Consider the following 13505-nt stretch of genomic DNA (forward strand, 5'->3'; position numbering starts at 1 on the left):
ACGGTTCAGGCGCCCGCCGCCTGCGCCGGTACTATGCCGTGACCGGCCGCGCCTCCCCGGTCAGCGCCAGACGAATACCGAGGCCGAGCATCACAAGCCCGGTGAAGCGCTTTTGCCAGATGAGCAAATGCGGGCGACGGGAAAGCCAATCGCCGAGACCGCCAGCGCCAAGAGCCACAAGCGCAAGCACGACGAAGCCGGAAAGCTTCTGAATCCCTCCGAGGATCAGAAGCTGAGCGGCAACGGGCCAGCCATTGTGTGGATCTACGAATTGCGGGAGAAACGCCAGCATGAAAACCAATACCTTCGGGTTCGTCAGATTGCTGACCATGCCATCGCGCAGCGCCGTCACATTGGAGACAGGACTGCGTTCGACGGTCGGATCGAGTTTTCCACGTGATTTCAGCAGAAGCTTCAGGCCGAGCCAGATGAGATAGGCAGCCCCCGCCCAGCGAAGAACCGCAAAGGCGAGCGGCGAACTCTGGATGATCGACGCGACCCCAAGCGCCAGAAGCGGAAGCTGGATCAGCCCTGCCGCGAGCGTCCCGCCGACGGCTGTCAGAAAGGCTACACGCCGGCCCTGCCCTATGCCGCGCCCGATAACCAGCAGCATATCCGGACCCGGCGAGAGCTGCAGGGCAAGAAGCGCCAGGAAAAACGGGATCAGCGTGCTTGAAACGAACATTCACGAGCTCCTCGGTGTTGGCAACGCCCTCGGACATAGCCGATATCATGTCTGAGGCCACACAGAAACGGGTCGGCGGCCCCATCATTACCCATCGCGACAAGATTGGCTGTGATAGATCGGCTCAAACCACCTCGATCCGGTAATCTTCGCCCTCCCAGCGATTCACATCCGTCCAGAAGATCGTGAAATCGATCCTGCCAGGGTTGAGTGCCTGAGTCGGCAGGTCGAAGACATGCATGCCGAAGCCGGTGTCGCGGCATGGGCTGTCGGTGGCGCTTGCCCAGCCGTCGGCGGACCAGCGCACCAGTGCGGGCGCGGGCAGTTCGATGCGAAGCCGCCGGCTTGCCGGCATCTGGTCGCGCCGACCGGTCAATCGCCATGCGAAGGGCGCCGACGCGGGCTTCGCCGCAACATAGCGGGCAAAAGTCTGGGGTGGCATATCGAAAATGACGCCGTCGCGCAGCGATCGCAGCAGCTTGATATGCTCGGCATGCGCCCAGACCAACGGCATGGCGCTGCCAGAGGGGCGGCCGAGAAAAAGCTCTCGTTCCGGCACGTCCTCGCTATCCCATATCTGCTCCGGCAACAGCCCGCCCTCGCTTGCGGAGGCTTCGAGCGCGGCCAGCATCCGCCGCGCCTCGTCTGCGCGACCGGCGGCGAGCTCATAGTGGGCGCGCTCTCCGGTCAGGAGCGGCCAGAGCCTGCCGACACCGCTGCCGGCAAACGGCGCGCCGCCGATGCGCTCGCCATAGCCGTCGTCGTTGTAGCGATACCAATAGGGGCCGGCCGGCAGCTCCCGGCGCAACTGCGCGTCGATCGCCGCAATCGTGCCGAGGATGCGCGGATCGTCGGCGGCGCGAAGGCCGAAGCGTACCAGCGCCAGCGCATCCGGGCTGATCAGCAGGTCCGCTTCAAGCACCTCGCCGAGATCGTCGCGGTTGCGGATCGGAATAAAGTCACGCCTCAGTGACATGGCGCCATTGGTGGCCGAAGCGATGCGCACGTAATAGCCCTCGATGCCCAGGCTGCGCGACAGTTCCGTGTCGGTGGCGTAGGTCCACTCCTCGATCCGCTCGTTCCAGCCGTCGGCCACCTCGCGCAGATAGTGTGCCGCATCGAGCCGCCCGGCCGCTTCGACGGCATCGGCTGCTGCGAGCAGGCCGGCAATTTCGACGGCGAGCGTGAAGGGCGAATAGCCGGCATCCTCCTCCCAGCGATCTTCCTGCGTGGCGGGGCCGTTTTTGACAATGTAGCCAGCCGCCGCCTCGATCATCGGCAGGTAGCGGTGGGCCTCCGACGTGCCGATTTCGCCCGACCGCAGCAGCATGTCATAGAGCAGGATCGGAAAGGCCGTCTCGTCCATCTGTATGCCGTACCAGTAGGGCCGCCCGTCAAGCCAGGCATTTTGCACCCAATGGCCGTCCGCCTCCTGGATGACGGTGAGATAGTCGAGCACCGAACGTGCGTCCGCGGCCGCCCCGGCGGCAAGCAGACCGCCCGCCGTCTCCACCAGATCACGCGTCCATACCAGATGATAACCGCCAAGATCATCGTCGCTCTTGTTGAAGCCCCAGGGGATGGAAAGGCTGGCGATGATGGCGCCCGAGGCATCGTCGCGGTGGGTGGCAAGCACGCTGGTACTGACGCGGTAGCGGTTCAGCTGGGTCGGATCATGCGGTTCGTCGAGCGCAAGCAGACCGGCCTGCCATTCCCGCCATCCGTTGCGGTAGTGTTTCAGTGCCGGCTCGACATCCTGTTCGAGGCTGAGCAGCGACCGCAAGGCCGCCTCCTCCGGCTGAGTGCCGAATCCGATGACGATCAGCGCGCGCCCCATTCCCGCCTGAATATCGAGCGTGCCCGATAGCGCGACATTACCGTCAGCGGCGCAGCAATAATCCTGTCTCAGCCCTTCGCCGCGCGACAATGTCTGCCAGCCATCGGAAAAACCGACATAACCCACGGAACGGGCAAGCCACGGCACCGAACTGGCAACTGCGAGAGAGCGCCCCGACCCTTCGGCAAAGAGCATCGGCCTGCCCTTGAAATCGGTGTACCAGCCGGTGTTGTTCGCGCCGCCATTGACGAGATGCGGGGCGACCAGCGCATGCAGCCGGTAGTCGGAGAGATTGCCCTTCAACGCCTGAAAGCGAATGTCCTGCAGCACCACTTCGCGCTCCGGATCCGAGAAGATCGTCTTGGTGATACGATAGCGGCCGTCGCCGGCGGTATTGACGAGGCGGAAGGCCGGAACGCCGTCCTCGATCGCCTCCACCCGGTGCTCGGCATCGCGCTTCTCCTCAGAAAAATAGTCCTCTGCCGTGACGATGAAGCCGAAATCGCGCACGCAGGCCATATCGAGCCGTGGCGCATAGATCTCATTGAGGATGCCATGACTCACTGTAAACCAGACACAGCTCGCAGCACTCACGGCGGTCCCGACCGCGCTCTTGTCGCTGGAGGTCCAGCGGGGCTCGATGCCCGGCGCGCCCGGCGGCACGACGGAACCGGGTGGCAATATCGCAACGGCCAAGTGCAGTTCCTCCGCTCGGGCTAGGCTCCTCATTGAGCACACCATCCTGAGACGAAATTCAGCGATCCGCAATATACCGACCTTGACCGGTTACGATCTTGCGCCGGATAAGAATATGCGGGGAAGCGAGCATCGCACAGGAGGAGTGCCAGCATGGCTGACATGACGGAAATATCTGAAGCAAAACAGACGCGTGAACACAGCAAGGCGAAGGCGGCATCCGCCAAGCCCGTGGTTCTGGCTGTCGACATCGGCGGTTCGCATGTGAAAGCAGAGCTCAGCAGCGGCAGCGAACGGCGCAAGGTCGTATCCGGTTCAAAGATGACGGCGGCAGCGATGGTCGCTGGGCTCCGCGATCTCACGGCCGACTGGCACTATGACCTGATCGCGATGGGCTATCCCGGTCCCGTCGCTGGCCACCGTCCCGCAGCCGATCCGTTCAACCTCGGGTCGGGATGGAAAGGTTTCGATTTCGAGAAGGCGCTCGGCAAGCCCGTCCGCATGGTCAACGACGCGCTGATGCAGGCGATCGGCAGTTACGAGGGCGGTCGCATGCTCTTCCTTGGCCTCGGCACGGGACTGGGCTCGGCCATGATTGCCGAGAATGTCTGCATTCCGCTCGAACTGGCGCATATGCCTTACAGGAAAGCGACTTTCGAGGATTATGTCGGCGAACGCGGCCTCGAGGGTCGCGGCAAAGGCAGATGGCGAAAGTCGGTCTTCGACGTCGCCGATCGCCTGGCTGCCGCCCTGCAGCCCGATTATATCGTCATCGGCGGCGGCAATGTTGACCGCCTCAAGGAAATGCCGCCGAAGTGCCGGCGCGGCAGCAATGACAACGCCTTCCGCGGCGGTTTCCGGGTCTGGTTGGATGACAGCCTGCGGCTGTGAACGTCAGGCGATCGGGCAAGTCTGACGACTGCTTTGCCCACAAGCCGATTACGGCTGATCGACCCCCCAAAACCAGTTTTCTCTTGGCGGCGAAACTCAGTTTTCCCGAAGACGCATAGCGAGCGAGCATTTCGCGCAGTTTCTCGTCATCGCGTGCTGCTCCCTGGCGAAACCACGCCTCGCTCCAGCCTTCATGCTCATGGTGGCACCGACCTTGCGGATGTAAGGCTTGGCCGGGCAGCATGGACGGCGATGAAAGCGGCCTTGCCGGTGAAGGATTGACCGACCTGACGTGACGTGGTTCAGGCGGCGAGCTGCAGCAGGACGGCGCTCGCCGTTATCAGCAGCACGACAATCCACGGCGGCGCCTTCCAGACGACCAGCAGCAGGAAGCCCGACAGGGCAAGAGCAAAATCGACTGGGGTAAGGACCGCGCTTGTCCATACCGGATTGTAGAGGGCAGCTCCTAGCACGCCGACCACGGCCGCGTTTGCGCCACGCATGGCCGCCTGCGCCAGCGGATAGGCGCTGAGCCTGTCCCAGAAAGGCAGAGTGCCGAGCAGCAGAAGGAGGCCGGGCACAAAAATCGCGACCAGGGAGATGGCGGCCCCCGTGACCCCATTGGGCGACGGCCCCATGACCGCACCGAGATAGGCCGAAAATGTAAAGAGAGGGCCAGGCACCGCCTGCGCAACGCCGTAACCGGCGAGAAATGCGTTCTCAGAAACCCAGCCCGGTCTCACCACCTCCGTCTCGAGCAGCGGCAGGACGACATGTCCGCCACCGAATACGAGCGCGCCGGAGCGATAGAAAGCGTCGAAAAGGCGCAGTCCCTGCGAATCCAGGATGGAAACAACAAGCGGCAATCCGAACAGCAGGAGCAGGAACACCAGCAGACAGGTAAGGCCTGCAGATCTCGATATTCGGAACGAGAAACCGGCCTTGTGCTCGGCGGCGGCCCCGCGACAAAGGACGAGTCCCGAAACGGCACCCAGCACGATGGCTGCGAGCTGGCCGAGTGCCCCTATTGATGTCACCAGGAAAATCGCGGCCAGTGCGATGCCGGCGCGCGGCCTGTCGGGCGTCAGTGATCGTGCCATGCCCCAGACGGCTTGTGCCACGACCGCGACCGCAACGAGCTTCAACCCGTGCAGCAGGCCTTGCCCGGCCGGATTGTCGAGCGCGGTGGCGGCGGTTGCGAAGATGAACAGGATCAGCGCGGAGGGAAGCGTGAAGGCGCTCCACGCCGCAAGCGCGCCCAGAGGTCCGCCGCGCAACAAGCCCATGGCAAAGCCGACCTGGCTGGATGCAGGACCGGGAAGAAACTGACAGAGGGCGACGAGGTCGGCATAGCCCTTCTCGTCGATCCATTTGCGCCGTGTCACGAGCTCGTCGCGAAAATAGCCAAGATGCGCGATCGGTCCGCCGAACGAGGTGAGCCCAAGCTTCAGGAAGGCGCCGAAAACCTCCGCGGGCGTGCCAGCCGGCGCAATAGCGGTCTTCTCCTCGGTCATTTTTCCTGTATCCACGCCAACATCCCCATTGTGCCGACCCGTATCCTCACCATCAATGACGGCACGATGACAACAGGTGATTTTCGATGTCAGTCGAATAGGCACAGATCTCGTGAAGGTGCGGATCAGACAACATGACGGACACGCGCTCGTGCGGGCAACGTCATGGCGACAACGCCGGCCATGACGAAGACAAGACCAAGCCCCGCCGTGGAAGACAGCGTTTCGCCAAGGAAGATGACACCGATCGCAACACCGATCGGGACCCTCAGATAGGCCTGGGCCGTGGCCCCCACCGATCCGAGCGTCTGCATGAGACGGAAATAGATCACGAAGGCGAGTGCCGTCGAGAAGACAGAGAGGGTAAGGAGCGCGAGCAAGGAATGCAGACTCGGGCTCAAGGTCCAGGGGTGATCGACGACGATACTAACAGGTATGAGGATCACCGCGCCCGAGATCAGCGAGCCGCCAGCCGGCAGCATGGGATCGAGCCCCCTGAAATTCCGGCCGAAGACCGCCGCGCCCGCATAGCAGATCGTAGCGGCCACGATCGCAAGCTGTGCCGGGAGCGCCTGTCCGATATTGTCGAGCGCACCGAGGCCGATGATCAGGGCGGTCCCGATCAATCCCGAGGATACGCCGAACAGCTTGCGGCTTGTCATCGCTTCGTGCCGGGTGATCAGTGCCGTGATCAGAAAGGCAAAGATCGGCGTCGTGGAATTCAGGATCGCGGCAAGACCGGCATCGGTCGTGCGCTCGGCCCAGGCGATCAGCGTAAAGGGCAAGACACTGTTCAGGCAGGCCTGACACAGAAAGTAGATCCAGGTCTGTCGGTCGCGAGGCATCCTGAGGCCGCGCCACCGGATGACGGCGAGAAGCAGCAGGCCGGCAATCAGCGTCCTCGCGGCGACCAGTGTCACCGGTGCGATGGTCTCAACGCCGATCTTGATGAATGTGTAGGACGCTCCCCAGAGTGCGGAGAGCGCCAGCAGCAGCACCAGTTCCCGTGTCATGTCAGTCTTGTTGTCCATCGTATTCCGGTCCTAGTCAGACAGCCTGTGCTTCTCTCTAGCTGCAACGGGTGCTGAATGCTTCGATGCAGACCGAACTATCGACGATTGGGAATGCAACTGAGACCGGCGACGAAGGCTCTTCCGGAAATATCCCGTCGGTGTCATAGGTGGTGGCAACGGAGGAGAACGATATGACTGAAATGACGGTTCTTGCATTTGCGCTTGTGGCATTCGTCGGCATCGCCACGCCCGGCCCGACTGTGCTCCTCGCCCTGACGAACGGCTCCAAATTCGGGGTGCGCCGGGCGACATCTGGCATGATCGGTGCCGTCATGTCGGATTTCGTGCTGATCGGTGCCGTCGCATTGGGTCTTGGTGCCCTGCTCGCCGCCTCGGAATTCTGGTTCACCGTCATCAAATGGGTCGGCGTCTGCTACCTCGCCTTCCTGGGTGTCATGCTGCTGCGGTCGAAGGGAACGCTGGATGTCGCGCTGCGCTCCGAAGAGAACGCATCCGGCTCAGCGGTGGCGATCTTCCTGAAGAGCTTTCTCGTCGCCGTCACCAATCCAAAAGGCTATCTGTTCTTTTCGGCCTTCCTGCCGCAATTCATCGATCCACGCGGTCCGCAGGTCGAGCAATATGCCATGCTTGCCCTCGTCTTCGCCGCCATCGATTTCATGGTCATGTTCGGCTATGCGGCTCTCGGCTCGCAGGCCGTCCGGTTGTTGCGGAAATCGGGCGCGCTCTGGCTCGACCGGATCTGCGGCGGCGTCTTGCTGACGCTCGCCGGCTCGCTGGCGCTCTACCGGCGGGCAAGCACCTAAACGGCATTACCTGCCGATTTACAGTGAGTTTACAGTAACGTACTTAACCAAAGTCTCCTGATCTGCATTCCATAGCCCGGAGGGGCGCCATTCCGGCGGCCACAACAGGAGGGTAATGCATGCCTGGAGTATGGAGACCGGTTGGCGCGGCGGTGATCGCCGTCATCGCCTGGACGGGTGCAGCGAAGGCAGACACGATCAGCTATGCCGATGCGGTGAGCGTACTGGCAAAGGATTGCGGCACCGATATCAAGAAGCTCTGCAAGGGGCTGAACCTCGGCAACAACAGGATCGCCGATTGCCTCGCTCAGAATGCGGCCAAGGTCTCGCCAACTTGCACATCCTCGCTTGCGAGTGTCGTGGCATCGATCCAGAAGCGCGAGCAGGCGCAGACAGCCTACAGCAAGGTCTGCGCCACCGACATGGCCCGGCGCTGCAATGGCGTCGTCGGCGACGGCTACATTCTTGCATGCCTGGCCAAAAAGCAGAACACGATCAGTGCCCAGTGCAATCAGGCGATATCAGATGCAGGATGGAGGTAAGGTCATGACTATGCGAAAAACCGCCCTCGCCGGCTTTGCCGCCGCCTTCCTGCTGCCCACCTTCGCCTTTGCGCAACAGGTCTCCCAGGAGCGGATCGTCGCCGGTCTCGGAAAGCTCCAGGGGGCAGCGCCGATTGTCGATGTCGAACTGCTGAGACAAGAGGCCATGAACGGATCCGGAAAGGAGATGTCGGGTCTGCCGAACTGGAGCAAGGTCGCGCGCCTGCCGCAGATGGTGGTCGAGATCGCCTTTGCCAACGACTCCATTGCCATCGAACCGGAATCCTATCGCACGCTCGGCATGATCGCCGATGCCCTGCACCACCCGAACCTCTGGGCCTATAAGTTCCTCGTCGTCGGTCATACCAGCTCGACCGGCAGCGACCAGCATAATCTCGAACTCAGCCAGCAGCGGGCGGAAGCCATCAAGGAAATCCTCTCGACGACCTTTGCCGTCGATGCCGGGCGTCTCTACACGGTCGGGGTCGGCGAATATTTTCCGATCGACGGCTCCAATGCGAAAGCCGCCGACAACAGGCGCGTCCAGCTCTACAATCTCGGCGTCTTCACCAAGAAGCAATGACCAGCCGCAATCGGAGCTGTCGTTATGGACTTCCTTCGCGATCTTGCCGGGTGGAGCACCCTGGCCGTCGCTGCGATATTGCTGATCGTGCAGCTCCTTGCGCATGAGATCGGCTATCGTATCGGCTCAAGCCGCAAGACGAGCGTTCAGGGCCAGGCGGAAAACGTCGGCGTGGTCGTCGCCGGCATGCTCGGCCTGCTGGCTTTCGTTCTGGCGCTCACGCTTTCCTATTCGACTGCCCGCTTCAGCGAGCGGCGCCAGGGGACGCTGAACGAAGCCAATGCCATCGGTACCGCCTTTCTGCGGGCAAGCGCGATCGGCTCGCCGCAGGCGGTCGAGGTCGCACGGCTGCTTGAAGATTACCTGAAGGCGCGACGAGCCTTCGTCGATGCCGGGCTCGACAACGACGCGATTGCCAGCGCAAACCAGGATACGTCCAGGCTGCAGCAATCGATATGGCGCGGTGTCAGCGCCATCGTTCGCGATCGTCCGGACCCCGTCTCGGTTTCGCTGATGTCGGCGGTCAACGAGGCCTTCGATGCCGGCACAGCCGAGCGTTTCGCCATGGGCATCCGCCTGCCGTCGCAGATTTTCTGGCTCCTCACGGGCGTCATGCTGCTCAGTATGGCCTCTCTCGGCTATCAGTTCGGTTTGCGCGGCCGGCCAGTCCGTGTGCTTATCCTTCTTCTGACGGTGGTCTGGACCGCCGTAATCGTCAATATTCTGGATCTGGCATCGCCGAGGGTCGGCAATTTCCGCACCAATGCCGCCGTCTACGAATGGACGCGTCAGGGATTTTCGGGGATGGGCTTGCCGCCGGCAGAATCGCAGTGACGAGTGTCCGATTGCCTTCGATCATTGTCACCGACCAATGACGATGTTGCCGACAGGCAGCGTGACCCGAATACCCCTGTCACTGGACGGAATGACCGGCCTGCGCGTGTGCCCCCATCCGCGCGACGAGCAGTGAATACGCTACATAGTATTTATAGATATTGCTGACATATTGGACCGTCTCCCGCCCGACGATCTCGGAAGCGGCATTCTCGACATTGCCGAACCAGACATTGGGATCGAGGCCCATCGCCTTTGCCTTGTCGCGGAACTTGCGCAGGTTGCCTGGCCCGGCATTGTAGGCTGCGAAGGCGAAAAGCTGCCGGTCCTTGGGCGTAAGCCCCTCGTCGTCGATATAGGTGTCGATGAGATGGCGCAGATATTTGGCGCCCGCTTCGACATTGCGGTCGGGGTCCTTGTCGATGCCGCTGATGCCGATCACCTTGTCCTTTGCCGTCGAGGGCAGCATCTGCATGATTCCGACGGCACCGCGCGGTGAGCGCCTGGACTGATCGAGCTGCGATTCCTGATAGCCCTGCGCAAGCAACATCAGATAGTCGAAGGAATAGCTGCCGCCATGTTTGCGGAAGATCTCGACAAGCTTCTGGAAGCGCGCGACATCGTTGGGCGAATAGGCACGCTTGATGATCTTGTCTTGCTTGTAGAAGGTATTGCGCAGGATATTGCCGAAGGTCGTGCCCACCTTGTGGCTGGCGACGAAGGCGTTGAGTTCGGCCATTAGCTCGGGGCTGTTCTTGCGGATCGCCCAGGCAATCTTTCCTTGAGATGACAGCACGATATCGTGTCGCACCTTCATGTCGGCAAAGACATGCGTCCAGATATCCCCCTTATAGGCATCGACGACGGTGAAGGGCAGAAGCTCGGCATTGACCATCTCCATCAGATCCTCGTCCTCTAGGCTCTCATCCATGAGGTCGATGACGATCTCGGCCTTGCCGGCCGCGGCGAGTTCCTTGTTCCGCGCCAGAAGATGCTCATGATAGCTGCTGGAGGCGCGCACGGCGACGTGCTGGCCCGAGAGATCGTCGAGCGTGGATACCGTCGGGCTGTTTGGCGCAGCGACCAGAACCTCCTCGGCATTGTCATAGAGCGGATCGGTAAAATCCACCTGGCTCAGCCGCTCGTCGGTGATCGTCAGGTTCGCCATGACGATATCGCCATAGCCCTCGTTCAGCGCGTCGAACAGCCTGTCACGTGGCATCGGCACGAAGACGATATTGATATGGTCGATCTGCTTCTTGCGGTCCTTGTTGAGAACCTTTTCGAGCTCCAGCCCGAATTGCACCGCCGTGCCAAACTGGCGCCCTCTGTCGACGAAGTAGATCGTTTTGCTGTAGGGCACCAGCACTCGCACGATACGGCGCTCCTTCATCGCACCGAGATCAATGACATGCTTCTGAATGAGGCCGGGAGAACCCGCCTCCTCGGTTGCCGCCGGCCTTGTCCCCAGCGAGACGGCAGCGAGCAGCAGCACGAACAGCACCTTCAGAAACGAGCTCATCGAGGCCTCCCCAGCATCGGCCCTGAACGCATCAGGTGAATATTGCGGTTTTACATCTTGCCGCCGCGGGAGCTCCGGCCGCACTCCTGCGGCGGCTTTGGAAGGTTATTGTGGCGTCAGGCGCTCCAGCTCGTTGAGCCGCTTCAGCGCCGCCTCCTGCCGCAGAAGGCCGTAGTTGATGCCGCTCGCATTCAGCGAACTGCCCTCCTGATAGGGGTACTGGTTGAAGTCGGAGAAGAAATCCTTGATCTTGCCCTGCACCGGCACGATCAGCCACATATTGCGGGCAAGGAACTCGACGGCGCCGCCACCCTCCTTCAATCCGCGCTCATAGGGGTCCATGCGCAGGTTGGCGATGCTAGCCCAGGCCGGCACTTCGCGGGTGGCCGTAGCGATATTGCCCTCGCTGTTGACCGCAAAACTCAGCTTCCAGTCGTTCCACCTGATGGCGTTGAGATTGCCGCCCTGGTCAAAATAATAGACGGAATCGCGCGGCCCGCTCGTGCTGTCACCATTCAGCATCGGCAGCAGATTGTAACCGTCCAGATGCACCTTGAACTCCTTCGCGCCCGACTTGAAGCCTGCCTTCATCTGCTCCTTAAGGTCGTCGATGCCGGCGGCGGCCGCAAATGTCGGCATCCAGTCCATCAGGGTCACGATCTCGTTGATCTCCGTGCCCGGTTTTACCACGCCCGGCCAGCGAACCATCATCGGAATGCGGAAGCCGCCTTCCCATGTCGTGCCTTTTTCGCCGTGGAACATGGTCTGGGCACCGTCCGGCCAAAGTGCGAGTTCGGCGCCGTTATCGGTCGTGTAAAGAACGATCGTGTTGTCGGCGATGCCGAGCTGATCTAACTGGTCAAGGAGTTGGCCGACATGGCCGTCATGTTCCACCATGCCGTCCGCATGGATGCCCTTGCCGGTCTTGCCGAGCGAGTCGGGCTTCAGATGAGTGAAAATGTGCATGCGGGTCGAGTTGAACCAGCAGAAGAAAGGCTTGTCAGCCTTCGCCTGCCTATCGATGAAATTCTTGGCGGCAGCCAGGAATTCCTCGTCGATCGTCTCCATCCGTTTGGTGTTGAGCGCGCCCGTATCTTCGACTTTTCCGTCGGCCGTGGACTTAATGACGCCGCGCGGACCGAACTGCCGGCGGAAAGCCGGGTCCTTCGGATAGAAATAGCCTTCCGGCTCCTCTTCGGCATTCAGGTGATAGAGATTACCGAAGAATTCGTCGAAGCCATGCTTCGTCGGCAGGTGCTGATCCTGGTCGCCAAGATGGTTCTTGCCGAACTGGCCGGTCGCATAGCCCCTGGTTTTCATCACGTCGGCAATGGTCGGCATCCAGTCCTGGATGCCATGCGGGTCGCCCGGCATGCCGATCGTCAGAAGGCCGGTGCGGAACGGCTCCTGCCCGAGGATGAAGGAGGCGCGGCCCGCCGTGCAGCTCTGCTGACCGTAGGAATCCGTGAAGATCGCCCCTTCCTTGGCGATGCGGTCGATATTCGGCGTGCGATAGCCCATCAGCCCCATCGTGTAGGCGCTGATCTGCGGAATGCCGATATCGTCGCCGAAGATGACAAGGATATTGGGCAGTTTTCCCGAACCGCCGCTGGCCGCCGTCTGCTGCGTCTGTGCTGCGGCCTCATTGACCGCGGATGAGACGGCGAGAGCCGTGATCGCAAGCGACGTGCCGCCGAGCAGAAGATTGCGGCGACTGACGGATGCCAACCTATCATCCTGCTTTTGATTTTCGACGTCTTTCATCGAATTCCTCCTTGAGATCAAACCTGCGCGCGAATGCTCCGCTAAATTCCATGGTCACGGAAGTACGTTACGGTAAACGTCAGGCGTAAACGGCCCCGTTAACGGTCCGGGGTCTTTATCTCACGTGCTGTTGCCGTGCCCGAAGCTGTGCTGCAAACCGCGCGGAAAGCTCTTTTCCAACAACAGCTCTACTTTCTCGAAACAGCCGATCCGGTGTTTCAGTGCTCTGGCATCATCATACCATTCCGGCTGTAGAACTGGGCTACGACGCGCGCCCGTCGATCGGCCGCTTCCGTTTGAGGCACAGGATGATTCAATCCGGCTTGGAAGGGCTCTAGCGCGGCCAGGGGTCGGCTTCGAGCTCGTCGCCCGCCTGCAAACCCTGCAGGATAGCGATGAGCTGCGGCGCCATTTCTCTGATTTCGGTGAGGTGAATGGCCGTCAATCGCTTCAGCACATCATCGGCCTTTTCGGTCAGTTCCAGCGTCTGGCGGCGCTTGTCGGCAGGATCCGCGCGGCGGGAGACGTAGCCCGCTGCAACCAGCCGGCCGACGAGTTCGGTCGCCGAATGCGGCGCGATCAGCAGACGCTCGGCAAGCAAGCCGATCGTCATGGCATCTTCTCCGCGATGGCCGCGGATGGCGAGCAACGCCTGATGCTGCTGCGCCGGCAGGCCCTCCTCCTGCGCGGCGGAAGCGCTGAAATCCATGAAGCGGCGCAGCGTATAGCGTAGGTTGGAGAGCGCCTCGTAATCGGCATCCGTCAGATCGTCCTTCGGCTTTTTCCCCATACGTCCCCTA

12 protein-coding genes and 1 pseudogene are annotated in these 13505 nt (G+C 61.6%); 6 read left to right on the top strand and 7 right to left on the bottom strand.

The features are described 5' to 3' along the window. Nucleotides 1-31: 31 nt before the first annotated feature. Together EV281_RS04450 and EV281_RS04455 are read right to left on the bottom strand one after the other, a co-directional pair. A complete protein-coding gene (locus EV281_RS04450; RefSeq protein WP_132651699.1) occupies nt 32-685 on the bottom strand; it encodes a LysE family translocator in 654 nt (217 codons plus the stop codon). Between the two features lie 124 nt (nt 686-809). Next, the gene (locus EV281_RS04455) at nt 810-3218 is read right to left on the bottom strand and encodes a glucan 1,4-alpha-glucosidase (protein ID WP_245508211.1); all 2409 of its coding nucleotides are present in this window, start codon (nt 3216-3218) and stop codon (nt 810-812) included. A 162-nt stretch (nt 3219-3380) separates the two neighbouring features. Between EV281_RS04455 and EV281_RS04460 the strand changes: the two genes are divergently transcribed. Continuing rightward, nucleotides 3381-4109: an ROK family protein gene (locus EV281_RS04460; RefSeq protein ID WP_132652006.1), complete on the top strand. Its 729-nt coding sequence runs from the start codon at nt 3381-3383 to the stop codon at nt 4107-4109. 147 nt (nt 4110-4256) lie between these two features. Then, nucleotides 4257-4391 (top strand): annotated as a pseudogene (locus tag EV281_RS31550) (acyl-CoA thioesterase); the annotation flags it as partial. Nucleotides 4392-4411: 20 nt separating this feature from the next. On the opposite strand, the gene chrA reads toward EV281_RS31550, so the two are convergent. After that, nucleotides 4412-5623 carry a chromate efflux transporter gene (chrA, locus tag EV281_RS04470; RefSeq protein WP_132651701.1) on the bottom strand — a complete coding sequence of 404 codons (1212 nt, stop codon included), beginning with the start codon at nt 5621-5623 and terminating at the stop codon, nt 4412-4414. Nucleotides 5624-5748: 125 nt separating this feature from the next. Continuing rightward, nucleotides 5749-6654, bottom strand: a complete 906-nt coding sequence (locus tag EV281_RS04475; protein WP_132651702.1) for an EamA family transporter — start codon at nt 6652-6654, stop codon at nt 5749-5751. A gap of 173 nt (nt 6655-6827) precedes the next feature. Here EV281_RS04475 and EV281_RS04480 point away from each other — a divergent pair, with 173 nt between their 5' ends. From EV281_RS04480 to EV281_RS04495, 4 genes are all read left to right on the top strand, one after another. Further along, the gene (locus EV281_RS04480; protein WP_132651703.1) at nt 6828-7460 is read left to right on the top strand and encodes a LysE family translocator; all 633 of its coding nucleotides are present in this window, start codon (nt 6828-6830) and stop codon (nt 7458-7460) included. A gap of 119 nt (nt 7461-7579) precedes the next feature. Continuing rightward, a complete protein-coding gene (locus tag EV281_RS04485) occupies nt 7580-8002 on the top strand; it encodes a hypothetical protein (protein WP_132651704.1) in 423 nt (140 codons plus the stop codon). A gap of 10 nt (nt 8003-8012) precedes the next feature. Then, nucleotides 8013-8585, top strand: coding sequence for an OmpA family protein (locus tag EV281_RS04490; RefSeq protein ID WP_165911848.1), 573 nt, complete (start codon nt 8013-8015; stop codon nt 8583-8585). 24 nt (nt 8586-8609) lie between these two features. Next, a complete protein-coding gene (locus EV281_RS04495; protein ID WP_132651706.1) occupies nt 8610-9419 on the top strand; it encodes a hypothetical protein in 810 nt (269 codons plus the stop codon). A 79-nt stretch (nt 9420-9498) separates the two neighbouring features. Here the strand turns inward: EV281_RS04495 and EV281_RS04500 are convergent, their stop codons facing one another. The 3 genes from EV281_RS04500 to EV281_RS04510 all read right to left on the bottom strand — a co-directional run bounded on the left by EV281_RS04500 (nt 9499) and on the right by EV281_RS04510 (nt 13495). After that, nucleotides 9499-10941 carry a transporter substrate-binding domain-containing protein gene (locus tag EV281_RS04500; RefSeq protein ID WP_245508212.1) on the bottom strand — a complete coding sequence of 481 codons (1443 nt, stop codon included), beginning with the start codon at nt 10939-10941 and terminating at the stop codon, nt 9499-9501. A 105-nt stretch (nt 10942-11046) separates the two neighbouring features. After that, on the bottom strand, nt 11047-12705 hold the full coding sequence (locus tag EV281_RS04505; RefSeq protein WP_132651707.1) for an arylsulfatase: 1659 nt from the start codon (nt 12703-12705) through the stop codon (nt 11047-11049). A 334-nt stretch (nt 12706-13039) separates the two neighbouring features. Continuing rightward, nucleotides 13040-13495 (bottom strand): helix-turn-helix domain-containing protein, encoded by a 456-nt coding sequence (locus EV281_RS04510; RefSeq protein WP_132651708.1) that lies wholly within the window; start codon nt 13493-13495, stop codon nt 13040-13042. Nucleotides 13496-13505: the final 10 nt, after the last annotated feature.

The organism is Rhizobium sp. BK418 (assembly GCF_004341105.1).
In the GTDB taxonomy this organism is placed as follows: domain Bacteria; phylum Pseudomonadota; class Alphaproteobacteria; order Rhizobiales; family Rhizobiaceae; genus Rhizobium.

Excerpts from the sequence above, each read along its gene's own strand:
- EV281_RS04450 (WP_132651699.1), bottom strand. The coding sequence starts at position 685 with ATGTTCGTTTCAAGCACGCTGATCCCGTTTTTCCTGGCGCTTCTTGCC.
- EV281_RS04460 (WP_132652006.1), top strand. The coding sequence starts at position 3,381 with ATGACGGAAATATCTGAAGCAAAACAGACGCGTGAACACAGCAAGGCG.
- chrA (WP_132651701.1), bottom strand. The coding sequence starts at position 5,623 with ATGACCGAGGAGAAGACCGCTATTGCGCCGGCTGGCACGCCCGCGGAG.
- EV281_RS04475 (WP_132651702.1), bottom strand. The coding sequence starts at position 6,654 with ATGGACAACAAGACTGACATGACACGGGAACTGGTGCTGCTGCTGGCG.
- EV281_RS04480 (WP_132651703.1), top strand. The coding sequence starts at position 6,828 with ATGACTGAAATGACGGTTCTTGCATTTGCGCTTGTGGCATTCGTCGGC.
- EV281_RS04485 (WP_132651704.1), top strand. The coding sequence starts at position 7,580 with ATGCCTGGAGTATGGAGACCGGTTGGCGCGGCGGTGATCGCCGTCATC.
- EV281_RS04490 (WP_165911848.1), top strand. The coding sequence starts at position 8,013 with ATGCGAAAAACCGCCCTCGCCGGCTTTGCCGCCGCCTTCCTGCTGCCC.
- EV281_RS04495 (WP_132651706.1), top strand. The coding sequence starts at position 8,610 with ATGGACTTCCTTCGCGATCTTGCCGGGTGGAGCACCCTGGCCGTCGCT.
- EV281_RS04500 (WP_245508212.1), bottom strand. The coding sequence starts at position 10,941 with ATGAGCTCGTTTCTGAAGGTGCTGTTCGTGCTGCTGCTCGCTGCCGTC.
- EV281_RS04505 (WP_132651707.1), bottom strand. The coding sequence starts at position 12,705 with ATGAAAGACGTCGAAAATCAAAAGCAGGATGATAGGTTGGCATCCGTC.
- EV281_RS04510 (WP_132651708.1), bottom strand. The coding sequence starts at position 13,495 with ATGGGGAAAAAGCCGAAGGACGATCTGACGGATGCCGATTACGAGGCG.